At 73.1% G+C, this 13,841-nt stretch carries 10 protein-coding genes and 1 tRNA gene; 4 read left to right on the top strand and 7 right to left on the bottom strand.

Features of this window, described 5'->3' with window-relative positions; translation table 11 throughout:
* The first annotated feature begins 275 nt into the window (after positions 1-275).
* Positions 276-348 (top strand) — tRNA-Arg (locus HNQ79_RS17600).
* 183 nt (positions 349-531) lie between these two features.
* The gene (locus tag HNQ79_RS17595) at positions 532-1,683 is read left to right on the top strand and encodes a glycosyltransferase (RefSeq protein ID WP_229923132.1); all 1,152 of its coding nucleotides are present in this window, start codon (positions 532-534) and stop codon (positions 1,681-1,683) included.
* 225 nt (positions 1,684-1,908) lie between these two features.
* Here HNQ79_RS17595 and HNQ79_RS17590 read toward each other — a convergent pair whose 3' ends face one another.
* From HNQ79_RS17590 to HNQ79_RS17580, 3 genes are read right to left on the bottom strand one after another with little or no spacing between them, the layout of a single operon-like run.
* Positions 1,909-2,385, bottom strand: a complete 477-nt coding sequence (locus HNQ79_RS17590) for an anthrone oxygenase family protein (protein WP_185032062.1) — start codon at positions 2,383-2,385, stop codon at positions 1,909-1,911.
* Positions 2,386-2,432: 47 nt separating this feature from the next.
* Positions 2,433-3,335, bottom strand: coding sequence for an ABC transporter permease (locus HNQ79_RS17585; RefSeq protein WP_185032060.1), 903 nt, complete (start codon positions 3,333-3,335; stop codon positions 2,433-2,435).
* A complete protein-coding gene (locus HNQ79_RS17580; RefSeq protein WP_185032058.1) occupies positions 3,332-5,995 on the bottom strand; it encodes an alpha/beta fold hydrolase in 2,664 nt (887 codons plus the stop codon). The genes HNQ79_RS17585 and HNQ79_RS17580 overlap by 4 nt, the downstream gene beginning before the upstream one ends.
* A 432-nt stretch (positions 5,996-6,427) precedes the next feature.
* On the opposite strand from HNQ79_RS17580, the gene HNQ79_RS17575 reads away from it, so the two are divergent.
* Positions 6,428-7,276 carry a putative protein N(5)-glutamine methyltransferase gene (locus tag HNQ79_RS17575; RefSeq protein WP_185032056.1) on the top strand — a complete coding sequence of 283 codons (849 nt, stop codon included), beginning with the start codon at positions 6,428-6,430 and terminating at the stop codon, positions 7,274-7,276.
* 68 nt (positions 7,277-7,344) lie between these two features.
* Positions 7,345-8,052, top strand: a complete 708-nt coding sequence (locus HNQ79_RS17570) for a polysaccharide deacetylase family protein (RefSeq protein WP_185032054.1) — start codon at positions 7,345-7,347, stop codon at positions 8,050-8,052.
* Positions 8,053-8,226: 174 nt separating this feature from the next.
* Here HNQ79_RS17570 and HNQ79_RS17565 read toward each other — a convergent pair whose 3' ends face one another.
* The 4 genes from HNQ79_RS17565 to iolC all read right to left on the bottom strand — a co-directional run bounded on the left by HNQ79_RS17565 (position 8,227) and on the right by iolC (position 13,777).
* Positions 8,227-9,726: a CoA-acylating methylmalonate-semialdehyde dehydrogenase gene (locus HNQ79_RS17565; RefSeq protein WP_185032052.1), complete on the bottom strand. Its 1,500-nt coding sequence runs from the start codon at positions 9,724-9,726 to the stop codon at positions 8,227-8,229.
* A gap of 13 nt (positions 9,727-9,739) precedes the next feature.
* A complete protein-coding gene (iolD, locus tag HNQ79_RS17560; RefSeq protein WP_185032050.1) occupies positions 9,740-11,800 on the bottom strand; it encodes a 3D-(3,5/4)-trihydroxycyclohexane-1,2-dione acylhydrolase (decyclizing) in 2,061 nt (686 codons plus the stop codon).
* Between the two features lie 25 nt (positions 11,801-11,825).
* Positions 11,826-12,641 carry a 5-deoxy-glucuronate isomerase gene (gene iolB / locus HNQ79_RS17555; protein ID WP_185032048.1) on the bottom strand — a complete coding sequence of 272 codons (816 nt, stop codon included), beginning with the start codon at positions 12,639-12,641 and terminating at the stop codon, positions 11,826-11,828.
* 122 nt (positions 12,642-12,763) lie between these two features.
* Positions 12,764-13,777 (bottom strand): 5-dehydro-2-deoxygluconokinase, encoded by a 1,014-nt coding sequence (iolC, locus tag HNQ79_RS17550; RefSeq protein WP_185032046.1) that lies wholly within the window; start codon positions 13,775-13,777, stop codon positions 12,764-12,766.
* Positions 13,778-13,841: the final 64 nt, after the last annotated feature.

The following is a 13,841-nucleotide window of genomic DNA, read 5'->3' as shown; positions in this document are numbered from 1 at the left end:
GCCGATATACCCCCAATCGGTGACAATGCGCACCCTGGGGCGCTGGGGGCGAGGGGGGCGCAGGCATAACGAGTGCACAACACCCGGGGCGCGAGGCGCCAAAAGCGATGCGGGATTCGCACTTGCCTGCGATTATCGGTGGCGTTTCACCGAACCTCCACACCGAGCCACGCAGGTGAAGCAGCAGGGCCAGGGGGACGGGACCCCTATCCTTGTCCCCGGCAACGGCCACAAACAGCCCCACCGGCCGACCCGGGCCCCAGGCCCACCATCCGGCCCCCGTAGCTCAGTGGATAGAGCAGGCGCCTTCTAAGCGCTTGGCCGCAGGTTCGAGTCCTGCCGGGGGCGCAGCGTTTCCGCATGTCAGGCGCTACATCCAGCCCGTCGCAAGGTCACTTGCGGCGGGCTTTCCGCGCTGCACGAAGCGTGATGTGCGCCGCTTCGCCCTCACCTCCTCCCCGGGCCCGACAAGTACTTATATGGGTAAATTCAGCACAAATACCCCGACCCTTCTCCACCCCGGGAATGCCCATGGACGTCTTCCTTGTCTCCGGCAGCGTCGACGCACGGGGCGGTGAGGCCGCGCGTGCGCGTCAGCTGGCCGGTCTCTTCGGCCGGATGGGGCACCGGGTGCACCTCGTGGGCATCGCCCCCGCGCCGCCAGGCGAGCGCCGACCGGGAGAACCGGGCGCCGAGGGCGGTCCGTACCGGCGCAGCACCCTGTACGACGTCGGGCCGCCGCCCTGTGCGCCGAGGAGGCCCCGGGGGTGCCTGGACCTCGCCGCGCGTCGGCGGCGGCGGGCGCACGAGCGGCGGATGCGGGCGGGCGCAGCCGGCCTGTCGGCACTTCTGCGGGGGTGCGAGGGCGTGATCGTGGTGATGGGGGCGTGGGCGCTGGAGTGGGTGGCGCTCGCGGACACCACCGGGTTCAAGGTGGTGGTCCTCAGCCATGAGCCGTATGCGGTGACAAAGCGGTCCGCGCGGTACGCGCGGCTGCGCTGGCTCTGCCGTCGGCACGCGGACCGGGTCCTCGCGCCCACCCGGCAGGACGCCGACTGGTGGATCCGCAGCTGGCTGAACAACGTGGGCGTGATGCCCGCCCCCCTGCCCGGCCCGGTGCCGGAGCCCTCGCCTCGGGACTCCCCGTGCGTCCTCAGCATCGGGCGTTTCACGCACGACAAGGGCACGGACATCCTCCTCGACGCGTGGGCGCGAATAGCCCCGTCCCATCCGGGCTGGGTGCTGCGGCTGTACGGGGACGGGGACGCCACCCATGTGGAGGCACTCCAGAAGCGGTGCGCGGAGCTGGGCATCGCGGCGTCCGTGCGGTGGATGGGGTACACCGCGGACGTGCCGGGGGCACTGCGCGGGGGGTCGGTGTTCGTGCTGCCCTCGCGGCAGGAGGGGTTTCCGCTCGCGCCACTCGAAGCGATGGCGGCGGGGCTGCCGTGCGTCGCCTTCGACGTGTCGCCGGGGGTACGGGAGATCGTCACGGACGAGGTCGACGGGCTGCTCGCCCGGCCGGGCCACCTGGACGAGTTCGCCGACCGGCTGGAGCTGCTGATGGAGGACCGGGAGGCGCGGGAGTGGCTGGGCGACGCCGCCCGCCGGAGCGTACGGCGGTACGCGCCGGAGGTGGTGGCGCGGCGCTGGGAGGAGCTGTTCGCACTGTTGCGGCGGTAGGGGCGCACCGGGCGGTGACGCCGGAGGGGCCCGACGGGGGCGGCGCGAGCACGTGAAGGATGCGGGGCTCCTCGGTCGGCGGGTTGCGCCCCCAGCGCACTCGTGTCGGCGCACGGATGGGACCGGCCCGCCGCCCCCCACTTCGGCGAACGGGTGGGACCGGCCCGCCGCACCCGCTTCGGCGAACGCCTCCCACCGCCCCGCCGCACCCGTCCCGGCGAACGGCTACGACCACCCCGCCGCGCTCGCCGTGACCAGCGCGAAGGCCACGACCGCGCACAGGGTGCGGATCGTGTGCAGCCGGTTCCAGCGGGTTTCGAAGGCGGCGCGGACCTCGCCGTCCGGGGTGCCGGCGGATTCGGAGGAGGCGAGCGCGTTGTTGAGCGGGACGTTGCCGCCCGCCGTGATGCCGTGGTTGACGACGGAGAGGGCGAGGCCGCCCGCCAGCAGCCACAGCTGGACGCCGGTCCGGCCCCCGTCGGGCGCCACGAAGAGGACGGCCAGCGGGAAGCCGACCGACGCGAACATCGTCAGGACGAAGAGACCGCGCGGAACGTCCTCGTTGATGCGTCTCATCACGTTCACGAACTGTGCGTCGGGCACTCTCGCGAGTGCGGGCATGATGCCGGTCCGGAAGATCAGCATCATGCCCGCATAGAGACCTGTGGACACAACTGCGAGCGCGAGCAGAAGAGTTGACATGGCGCTCATGATGTACGGAGTCGGTCCCGGCCGCACCGCTGTTTGTGTCAGGAGACGATGTCCTTGCGGGAGAACCCCCGGAAGGCGAGCGCGAAGAGGATCAGTGCGTAGGTCACCGAGATCGCCGCGCCCTTGACCATCCCGCCCCATTCCAGTTGCGGCTGGAGGGCGTCGACCCAGGCGAACTGCCAGTGCGCGGGCAGGAACTCCCGCCACGAGCCGAGAGCCGTGACGGCGTCCAGCACGTTCCCGACAATGGTCAGGCCGACCGCTCCGCCGACCGCTCCCAGCGGCGCGTCCGTCTTCGTGGAGAGCCAGAACGCGAGGGCAGCGGTGACCAGTTGGGAGACGAAGAGGTACGCGACGACGAGCGCGATGCGCGGGACGGCCGCCGAGGCCGCGAGCGCGCCGCCGGTCGGGAGTTCCAGCGGCCCCCAGCCGTACGCCGCCGTACCCGCCGCCAACGCCACGAGCGGCAGCAGCACCATCGCCGCCAGGCTGAAGGCGAGGGCAACCGCCAGCTTGCTCCACAGCAGCCGTGCGCGGGGCACGGGGGCGGCGAGGAGGTAGCGCAGCGAGGCCCAGTTGGCTTCGGAGGCGACGGTGTCGCCGCAGAACAGGGCCACCGGGATGATCAGCAGGAACCCGGCCGAGACGAAGAGACAGGTCGCGGCGAAGTTCGCGCCGGAGGCGGTGGCCGTGTCCATCAGGTTGATGCGGTTGTTGCTGCCACTGCCGCGTTCGGAGGGGGTGCCGCCGATGGCGAAGGCGGCGATCAGCACGAAGGGCAGTGCGCCCAGGATGATCGCCATGACCATGGTGCGGCGGCGCTTCCACTGCCGCCTGGCCTCGACGAGCAGTGGCAGGGTCCGGCCGGGGCGGTAGCCCGGCGCGGTGTCCGCGCCCGCGGGACGCACGCGGTCCGCTTCCGTGTCGACGGTGCTGCTCATGCCGGGCCTCCGATCAGGGTGAGGAACGCGTCCTCCAGGCGTCGGTGCGGTCCCACACCGGTCAACGGCACGTCCAGGCGCACCAGTTCGGCGACGAGCGCGGCCGGGCGCGCGCCGTCGAGTCGCACCAGGAGGCCGCCTTCGGCGCGTACCGCCGTCCCGACGCCGGGCAGTGCGGCCACCTTGTCGACGAGGGCTTCGGAGACCTCGCCCTCGACGGTGACCAGCAGGGTGTCGCCGGAGCCGATGATCTCGGCGACGGGCCCCGCCTGGACGAGCTTGCCGCGGTCCATGACGACCAGGTCGGTGCAGGACTGCTCGACCTCGGACAGGAGGTGGCTGGAGACGATGACGGTGCGCCCGCCGGCCGCGTACCGGATCATCACGTCGCGCATCTCACGGATCTGCGGCGGGTCGAGGCCGTTGGTCGGCTCGTCGAGGATCAGCAGGTCCGGCATGCCGAGCATGGCCTGCGCGATGGCCAGGCGCTGGCGCATGCCCTGGGAGTACGTCCGTACGGCGCGCTGGAGGGCGTCGCCGAGTCCGGCGATCTCCAGGGCCTCGTCGATGTGCGCGTCCGCCACGGGGCGCCCGGTGGCCTGCCAGTACAGGTCGAGGTTGGCGCGGCCGGAGAGGTGCGGTAGGAAACCCGCGCCCTCGACGAAGGCGCCGACCCGGGAGAGGACGGGTGCGCCGGGGCGGATGGCGTGCCCGAACACGCGGATCTCGCCGCCGTCGGGCGAGATGAGCCCCATCAGCATGCGGAGGGTGGTGGTCTTGCCCGCGCCGTTGGGGCCGAGCAGTCCGAGCACCTGGCCCCTCTCGACGCGGAAGGACAGGTCGCGGACGGCGAACCGGTCGCCGGACTTTCCGTACCGCTTGCTCAGTGAGGTGATCTGGAGGGGGACTTCGGCCAGGGCGGGGTCGGGCGCGGGTGCGGAGGTGCGGCGGCGGGCGCTGAGGAGCAGTCCCACGGCGATCACGGCGGAGGCCAGGGGCAGTCCCCACACCCACCAGGCGAGCCCCGCGGAGGCGGTGGTCAGCTGCGGGGCGGTGGGCACGCTGAGGGCGCCGCCGTTCAGGGTCACGGAGTACTTCGCGGGTTCGGCCGGGGAGGCGTAGCCGAGGTCGGTGGCGGTGAGCAGCAGCCGCATCCGGTGCCCGGCCTGGAACTTGTGGTCGATCGCGGGCAGCGTCAGCTCGACGGTGCGGCCCGCTTTGGCGCCGGTGATCCGTACGGGGGTGACGAGCTGGTGCGGCAGGGTCTGGCGGCCGTTGGCGCTCGCGTCGTAGACCTTCACGAAGAGCACCATGTCGTCGCGGTCGGACTTCACCGTCACCTTGACGGTCGGGGATCCGGTGACCTGCACTCCGGTGTCGAGGGGTGCGGAGTCGTACTGCGCGTACTGGCCGGGGAAGTCGAGCGAGACGCCCACGCCGAGCCCGGAGAACTGCGAGAGGGCTCCCACGCCGGGCACGGAGGAGATGGCGGGCGGGTTGGCGCCGGCCGGGTTGGCGAAGGCCTGCGTGGGTCCTCGGCGGCCGGTGAGGGGGATGGCGCGCACGTCGCCGCGCAGGCCCGGGTAGCGGTCGGCGTCGGCGCCGCGCAGGCTGGCGGCGCCGTTGGTGGAGTCGACTCCACCGGTCCGGGTGACCCGGAAGCCGGGGCCGGTGCCGGCCGCCTCGTCCTCCTTGAGGTGGCGGTCGAACCAGGAGGTGATGCGGGTGTGGACGCGGCCGGCCTCCTGGTCGCCGCCGTCGTGGCCGCCGCTCACCCAGTCGACGGCCACGGGGGCGCCGTTGCCGCTGATCGCGCGCGCCATCCGGTCGGCCTGGTCGAGCGGGAAGAGGGAGTCGCTCTGGCCCTGCACGATGAGCGCGGGCACCTTGATCCGGTCCGCCACGGCGGACGGACTGCGCTCTTCGAGGGTGGTGCGGGCGGCGTCGTCGGGCTTGCCCGAGACCGCCACCCGCTCGTACAGCTCGCACAGCTCCGGCTCGAAGCGGGCGCAGCCACCGCCGGTGGTGACGAAGGTCCCCGCCCAGAGCTTCTTGAACACCCCGTCGGGGAAGAGGGCCTGGGCGAGGTTCCAGTACGTGAGCTGCGGGGCGATGGCGTCCACGCGCGGGTCGTGACCCGCGGCCAGGAGGGAGATCGCACCGCCGTAACTGACGCCGGTGACGCCGACCCTGGGGTCGCCGTCCTTGTCGAGTGCCACCTCGTCGCGCGCGGCGAGCCAGTCGATGAGCCGGGAGACGTCCTTGACCTCGCCGTCGGGGTCGTTGAGGCCGATGCGGCCGCCCGACCTGCCGAAGCCGCGCGCGGACCAGGTCAGGACGGCGTATCCGTTCCTGGCCAGTTCCTCCGCCTGGCCCTGGACGTCCTTCTTGCTGCCGCCGAAGCCGTGCCCGATGAGGACGGCGGGCCTGCGCCTGTTCCCGCCGTTGGCGTCGTCGCCGACGAAGTACGAGGTGTCGATGCGCGCACCGGGCATCGACAGCATCCGGTCGGTCCTGTGCACGGGGGCCGGGCCGTCCGAGGCGGCGGCGACACCGGCCCAGACACCCCCGCCCACCAGCACGGCGAGCGCCGCGATCACGGCGGCGAGCCGTCGCCCGCGCAGGTGCGGGCGCGGCCGTCGGCGAAGGGGATTCTCCATGCTCCGACCCTATGCGTGCGGCCGGCACGTCCGGGCTGCCGCCCGGGGGAACCGGTGCCCTCCCACGGGAGTAGGCGCGGCGCCCGGCGTACCGCAGCCGCTGTACGCCGACGTGCCGGACGGTCCCGGGCGGTCCCGGGCGGGTCGGCGCCCGTTCCGCGCCGGCGGGTGGCGGTCGAGCGGGTCTCGCACCGCCGCTGTTCGCACCGGAGAAGCCCCTGTACGGGTCTGACCTGCTCGGGTATGGTCTTGCGCGAATCGTCCGCCGCTCGTGCGGGCGACAGGTGCCCGCGGTTCGTGCGGGCCCGGACCAAGGAGGTGGGACCCATTACCGCTGTCGCAGGTCGGGTGCTCTCGCCTCACGGTCGTACGGCTCTTCCGTAGTCGTCACGGATCCGGAGAGCGCCCTCGGTCGTACCGAAAGGCTCTCTGATGTCGCTGTCCTTGGCTGTTTCCCCCGCTTTCCCCTCCGCCCTCTCCCCCGACGCCGTCGTCGGCCGGCTCCGCCGCGCCGGCTGTGTGTTCGCGGAGGACGAGGCGCGGTTGCTGTTCGCCACCGCCCGCACGGACCGCGAGCTGGCCGCCATGGTGCGGCGCCGCGTGGACGGGCTGCCGCTGGAACACGTACTGGGCTGGGCGGAGTTCTGCGGGCGACGGATCGCCGTCGACGCGGGGGTGTTCGTTCCCCGGCCCCGCACCGCGTTCCTCGCCCGTACCGCCGTCGCCCTCGCCGCCGCCCTCGAAGCACCGGTGGTGCTCGACCTGTGCTGCGGGACGGGTGCGGTGGCCGTGGTGGTGGGCGCGGAGGTCGCGGACGCCGAGGTGCACGCCGCCGACGTGGAGCCCGCGGCGGTGCGCTGCGCCCGGCGGAACGTGGCGGCGGGCGGTTCGGTGTACGAGGGGGACCTGTACGCGCCGTTGCCGGCCGGCCTGCGGGGGCGCGTCGACGTCCTGGTGGCCAACGCCCCCTACGTACCGACGGACGACATCGGCCTGCTGCCGTCCGAGGCGCGGGAGTACGAGCCGCTGGTCGCCCTGGACGGCGGGGCCGACGGGCTCGACGTGCAGCGCCGGGTGACGGCGGGGGCCGCGCGCTGGCTGGCGCCCGGGGGGAGCCTGCTGATCGAGACGAGCGAGCGGCAGGCGGACCGTACGGCCGCGGCGATGGTACGGGGCGGCCTGGCGGCCCGGGTCGCCACCGACGAGGAGCTGGGGGCGACGGTCGTCATCGGCACGCGCGGCACCGCACCACAGGTTGACGAGGCGTCAGCATCGCGTTGACGGGCTGACCGGGTGACCTGCGGCGGCGTGGCGTTTGCGCGGACGCCCGCCGCTGGAACCCGTGTGCGGTGACGAAACGCCGCCGTTCTGTGATCGCCGTCTGCGCACTGGTCGCCGCCGCCCTGCTGACCGGCATCGCGAACGGCCCGGACGGCGGCCCCGTCGACTGCCGGACGGCCAGGTGCGTGGCGCTGACCTTCGACGGCGGTCCCGGCCCGTCCACCGGCGCTCTGCTGGACGTCCTGGAGGACAGGCACGTACCGGCGGCGTTCTTCCTGGTCGGGAAGGGACCGGTGCACAAGCACCCGGACCTGGTGCGGCGGATTGCTGCGGAGGGCCACGAGGTCGGCAACCACTCGTGGACCGGTCCGCGGCTGAACGAGGTGCCGCCCAGGGAGGCACGGCGGCAACTGGCGCAGACGCAGGACGTCCTCGCCCGGCTGACGGACCGCCCGCCGACCCTGATGCGCCCGCCGCGGGGGCGCACCGACAGGAACGTGGCGGCGCTCTGCCGGGAACTCGGGCTCGCCCAGATCCTGTGGAACTCGGCGACCGCGGACCGGCGCGAGCACGACCCGCAAGTGATCGCGGAACGCGTCCTGAGGTCCGCGGAACCGGGCGGGATCATCCAGCTGAACGACCTTCACGCAGGGACGGCCGCCGCACTGCCGGCGATCGTGGGCGGCCTACGGGAGCGGGGCTTCCGCCTGGTGTCGCTGGAGCGGCTGTTCGCACCGCGGAAGCCGGCGCCGGGGGCCGTGTACCGGCACGCGTGACGCGGCGCGCCTCCAAAGAGGCACCGCGGCCCGCGCCGGAGGGTGAGGTCACCGGGGCGGGCCGCGGCAGGAAGCGGCAGGTCCGGCGCGGGGGACGCCAGAGGACCCTGCCGGGCGGCCGGGCGGCTGGTCGTCACGCGATCGGCGGGGCCGAGCGGCGCGGGGGAAGCCGGGCTAGTTGTTGCGGGGGAAGCCGAGGTCCACGCCCGTGGGGGTGTCGGCCGGGTCCGGCCAGCGGGTCGTGGTGACCTTGCCGCGGGTGTAGAAGTGGATGCCGTCGGTGCCGTAGATGTGGTGGTCGCCGAAGAGGCTGTCCTTCCACCCGCCGAACGAGTGGTAGCCCACGGGCACCGGGATCGGCACGTTGACGCCGACCATGCCGGCCTCGATCTCCAGCTGGAAGCGGCGGGCGGCGCCGCCGTCGCGGGTGAAGATCGCGGTGCCGTTGCCGAACGGGGACGCGTTCATGAGGGCGACACCCTCCTCGTACGTGTCGACGCGCAGCACGCACAGCACCGGGCCGAAGATCTCGTCGCGGTAGGCGTCGGAGTCCGTCGGGACGTGGTCCAGGAGGGACAGGCCGATCCAGTGGCCGTTCTCGTGGCCCTCGACGGTGTAACCGGTGCCGTCGAGAACGACCTTGGAGCCCTGTGCGGCGGCGCCGGTGACGTAGGAGGCGACCTTGTCGCGGTGGGCGGCGGTGATCAGCGGGCCCATCTCGGACGCCGGGTCGTTGCCCGGACCGATCTTGATCTTCTGTGCGCGCTCGACGATCTTCGAGACGAGCTCGTCGCCGATGGACCCGACGGCCACGACCGCCGAGATCGCCATGCAGCGCTCGCCGGCCGAACCGTACGCGGCGGAAACGGCGGCGTCGGCGGCGGCGTCGAGGTCGGCGTCCGGGAGGACCAGCATGTGGTTCTTGGCGCCGCCGAGGGCCTGGACGCGCTTGCCGTTGGCGGTGGCGGTCACGTAGATGTGCCGGGCGATCGGGGTGGAGCCGACGAAGGAGACGGCGGCGACGTCCGGGTGCTCCAGCAGGCGGTCGACGGCGACCTTGTCACCGTTGACGACGTTCAGCACGCCGTCCGGGAGACCGGCCTCGGTGGCGAGCTCGGCGAGCCGCAGCGAGGTGGAGGGGTCCTTCTCGGAGGGCTTCAGCACGAAGGTGTTGCCGCACGCGATGGCGATCGGGAACATCCACATCGGCACCATCGCCGGGAAGTTGAACGGCGTGATGCCCGCGACGACGCCGAGCGCCTGGCGGATCGAGGAGACGTCCACCCGGTGGGAGACCTGGGTGGACAGCTCGCCCTTGAGCTGCGTGGTGATGCCGCACGCCAGCTCGACGATCTCCAGGCCACGCGCCACCTCGCCCAGCGCGTCCGAGTGCACCTTGCCGTGCTCGGAGGTGATCAGGGCGGCGATCTCGTCGCGGTGCGCGTCGAGGAGCGCGCGGTAGCGGAAGAGGATCGAGGTGCGGGTGGAGAGGGAGGACGTGCCCCACGACGCGAAGGCGTCCTTCGCGGCGGCGACGGCCGCGTCGACCTCGTCCACGGAGGCGAGGGCGACACGGGTCTCGGCGGCGCCGGTGGCCGGGTCGGTGACGGGGCCCCAGTTGCCCGACGCACCTTCGACGGTCTTGCCACCGATCCAGTGGTTGACGGTCTTCATGAACTGCACTCCTTCAAAGGTGGTGGCGCCGGGCTGCGACGTGCCGGTCGTACTCTTCGCGTGCCCGGGCAGCCGACGGGCGGGTCGCGGTCTCGGCCACGGGAACATCCCACCACGCGTCCGCCGCCGGGGGGCCCGACACTGTGTCGGGGGTTTCGGTCTCGGCGTAGACACATGTGGGCACGGTGCTCTCCCGCGCCTCCTTGAGGGCTTCCCGCAGGTCAGCGACGGTACGGACGCGCAGGGTCCGCATTCCGAGGGAGGCGGCGTTGGCTGCCAGGTCGAGCGGCAGCGGATCCCCCGTGTACGAGCCGTCCGGGGCGCGGAAGCGGTAGTCCGTACCGAACCGCTCGCCGCCGACGGCCTCGGAGAGGCCGCCGATGGAGGCATACCCGTGGTTGTCCAGGATCACCACCTTGATGGGCAGCCGCTCCTGCACGGCGGTGACGATCTCGGTCGGGTTCATCAGGTACGTTCCGTCGCCGACCAGCGCCCAGACGGGCCGTCCCGGCGCGGCGAGCTGGACGCCGACGGCGGCCGGGATCTCGTAACCCATGCAGGAGTAGCCGTACTCGACGTGGTACTGGTCGGCGGCGCGGGTGCGCCACAGTTTGTGGAGGTCGCCGGGGAGGGACCCGGCGGCGTTGATCAGGATGTCCTCGTCGGTGACCAGGGTGTCGAGTACGCCGAGGACCTGGGCCTGGGTGGGGCGGGCCTTCTCGTCCGGGGCGGCGTACGCGGCGGTGACCCGCCGCTCCCAACCCTCTTTCGCGGCGCGGTACTCGGCCTCGTAGGCGGGCTCGACGCGGTATGCGGCGGGGCCGCCGCCCTCGTGGTCGTCCGTACGGTCCCGGAGGGCGGCGGCCAGCGCCAGGAGGCTGCGGCCGGCGTCCCCCACCAGGGCGAGGCCGCCCATCTTGTGGGCGTCGGAGCCGGTGACGTTGACGTTGAGGAAGCGGACTCCGGGGTTCTGGAAGAGGGTGCGGGAGGCGGTCGTGAAGTCGGTCCACCGGGTGCCGACGCCGATCACCAGGTCCGCGGTACGGGCGATCCGGTTCGCGGCGGCGGTGCCGGTGTGGCCGATGCCGCCGAGGTCGGCGGGGTGGTCGTACGGAAGGGAGCCCTTGCCCGACTGGGTGGAGGCGACCGGGATGCCGGTGCGGTCGGCGAAGTGCGCGAGGGCGCTCTCGGCGCCGCTGTGGTGGACGCCGCCGCCCGCGACGAGGAGGGGACGGCGGGCGCTCCCGATCGCCCGCACCGCGTCGAACAGGTCGCGCTGGTCCGGCTCCTGGGAGCGCACCCGCCACACCCGGTCCACGAAGAACTCCTCCGGCCAGTCGTACGCCTGCACCTGTACGTCCTGGGGCAGCGCCAGCGTCACGGCACCGGTCTCCGCCGGGTCGGCCAGGACGCGCATCGCGGCGAGCGCCGCCGGGACGAGGGCCTCGGGGCGGGTGATGCGGTCGAAGTACTTCGACACGGGCCGCAGGCAGTCGTTGACGGAGACGTCGCCCGCGTACGGGACTTCGAGCTGCTGCAGGACGGGGTCGGCGGGACGTGCGGCGAAGCCGTCGCCCGGCAGGAGGAGGACCGGCAGACGGTTGACGGTGGCCAGCGCCGCGCCGGTGACGAGGTTGGTGGCGCCGGGACCGATGGAGGTGGTGACGGCGTGGGCGGAGAGGCGGCGGGACTGGCGGGCGTAGGCGGTCGCGGCGTGCACCATGGCCTGCTCGTTGCGGCCCTGGAGGAAGGGCATGGTGCCGGGGGCGGGGGTCGGGGCGGGGGCCGGGGCGGGCGTGGCTGTGGCGGGGGTCCCGGGCGGGGCGGGGGTGCTCGTGAGGGAGGCGGGCGTGTGGCCCGGGATGCCGGGGCCGGGGAGGCGGCCGGGGGCGGGAGTGGTGCGGCACTCGGTGAGGGCCTGGCCGAGGCCCGCCACGTTGCCGTGGCCGAAGATGCCCCAGGTGGCGGCGATGAGGCGATGGCGGATGCCGTGGTGCTCGGTGTGCTGGTGGGCGAGGAAGGTGAGGAGGGCTTGGGCGGTGGTGAGGTGGCGGGTGGGGGGTGAGGGGGGCATGGGTCCTCCTCGGGAGGGGTGGGGGTCAGGTGGGGGGTGGTTGGTGGTGGGGGTGGAAGCGGATGTTCCATTCGCGGTGGGGGTCGGGGCCTGCCATGACGTTCAGGTAGTACATGGCGTGTCCCGGTGCCGCGATCGACGGGCCGTGCCACCCGTCCGGCACCAGCACCGTGTCGCCCGAACGGACCTCGGCGAGCAGGTCCGCCCCGCCCTCCCGCGAGGGGGAGACCCGCTGGTACCCCACACCGCCCGGTCCCCCGGCGATCTCGTAGTGGTAGATCTCCTCCAGTTCCGACTCCTCGCCCGGTACGTACTGGTCGTGCTTGTGCGGCGGGTACGAGGACCAGTTCCCGCCGGGTGTGATCACCTCGACCGCGATCAGGCGGTCGCACTCGAAGACGTCCGCGGCGGCGAAGTTCCGCACCTCGCGCTCCGTCCGCCCGCTCCCCCGCCGCTCGACGGGCACCTCCGGAGCGGGGCCGTGGCGGGCGGGGAGCCGCCGCTCGCACTTCGCTCCCGCCAGGGCGAACCGGCCCCCCGCTGCGGAGGCGATCTGTGCGTGGGCGTCGCGCGGGACGTAACCGAAGTCGGTGACCGCGTCGAACACGCCGGATCTGCCGCGCAGTTCGAGGATCAGGCCGTCCACCAGGACGCTGCAGCCCCCGGTGAGGGGGACGACGATCCACTCGTACTCACCGGTGGAGAGGTGGTGCGAGCCGCCGGGCGGCAGTTCCAGCACGCGCAGTGCCGTGTGCCGCAGGCGGTCGGTCCGCTGCGGCCCGAGGTCCACGGCGTACGGCCCGTGCGCCGTGCTCCCCGCCGTCTCGTGGAGCTGCGTCATGAGGTCTGGCCCGCCCTTCCGTCGGAAAACTGTGCCTCCGGAACCGCCCGTTCAGGTGACGCCCGTCCCGGAGCCGCCCCGGTCTCAACCGCCTGACCGAACCCGCCCGTCCGAACCTGCCGTCAGGAGCCGCCGTCCGTCCGCGAGCCGCCCGTTCGCGAGTCGTCCGTCAGGAACCGTTCGATCTCCTCCGTGTACGGCATCGCCGACGAGCACGCCAGCCGGCTCGCCACGATCGCCCCCGCCGCGTTCGCCCAGCGGACCGTCCGTGGCAGGTCCCAGCCGGCCAGCAGCCCGTGGCAGAGCGCACCGCCGAACGCGTCACCCGCTCCGAGCCCGTTGAGGACCTCCACGGGCAGCGGCGGCACCTCGACCGTGGTCCCGTCCCGGTGGACGGCCAGCACTCCCTTCGGCCCCTGCTTGACCACCGCGAGCTCGACTCCGTACCCGAGCAACGTGCGTGCCGCCGCGTGGGGTTCCCGTTCACCCGTGGCGATCTCGCACTCCTCGACGTTTCCGACGGCAACCGTGGCGCGGCGCAGGGCCTCCGCGTAGAGGCGGCGGGGCAGGTCCGTCCCGGAGCCCTCCCAGAAGGCCGGCCGCCAGTCGAGGTCGAAGACCGTGTGCCGCGCGCCCCCGCGGGCGGTCAGTGCCTCCAGGGTCGCGTCCCTGCTGGGCAGGGCGCACAGGCCGGTGCCCGTCGCCCAGAAGATCCGGGCGGAGGCGATCGCGTCGAGGTCCTGTTCGCCGGGGCGGATCTCCAGGTCGGGCGCCTTCGGCCGCCGGTAGAAGTGCAGGGGGAAGTCGTCCGGGGGGAAGATCTCGCAGAAGGTGAGCGGAGTGGCGTACTCCGCGACCTGCGTCACCCATCGCGCGTCCACCCCGAAGTCCCGCAGTTCCCTGCGCAGGTACGTTCCGAAGGGGTCCGCGCCGGTACGGGAGACGAGTGCGGTCCGACGGCCGAGCCGGGCCGCGGCGACCGCCACGTTCGCCGCCGACCCGCCGAGGAACCTGCCGAAGGTCTCCACTCGGTCCAGCGGCACGCCCGCCCGCAGCGGGTAGAGGTCCACGCCGAGGCGCCCCATCACGATCAGGTCGTACGCGTCGTGCTCGTGCGTGTCGTACACGTCCTGCATGGCGCCCCCTCGTCGGCGGACCGCGGCGGTTCCCCAGGTCTATCCGCGGACCCGGAAAACTGTC

Source organism: Streptomyces candidus, assembly GCF_014207445.1.
Classification (GTDB): domain Bacteria; phylum Actinomycetota; class Actinomycetes; order Streptomycetales; family Streptomycetaceae; genus Streptomyces; species Streptomyces candidus.
The sequence above is the reverse complement of the archived record's forward strand: the minus strand, read 5'-3'. Positions and strand labels throughout refer to the sequence as shown.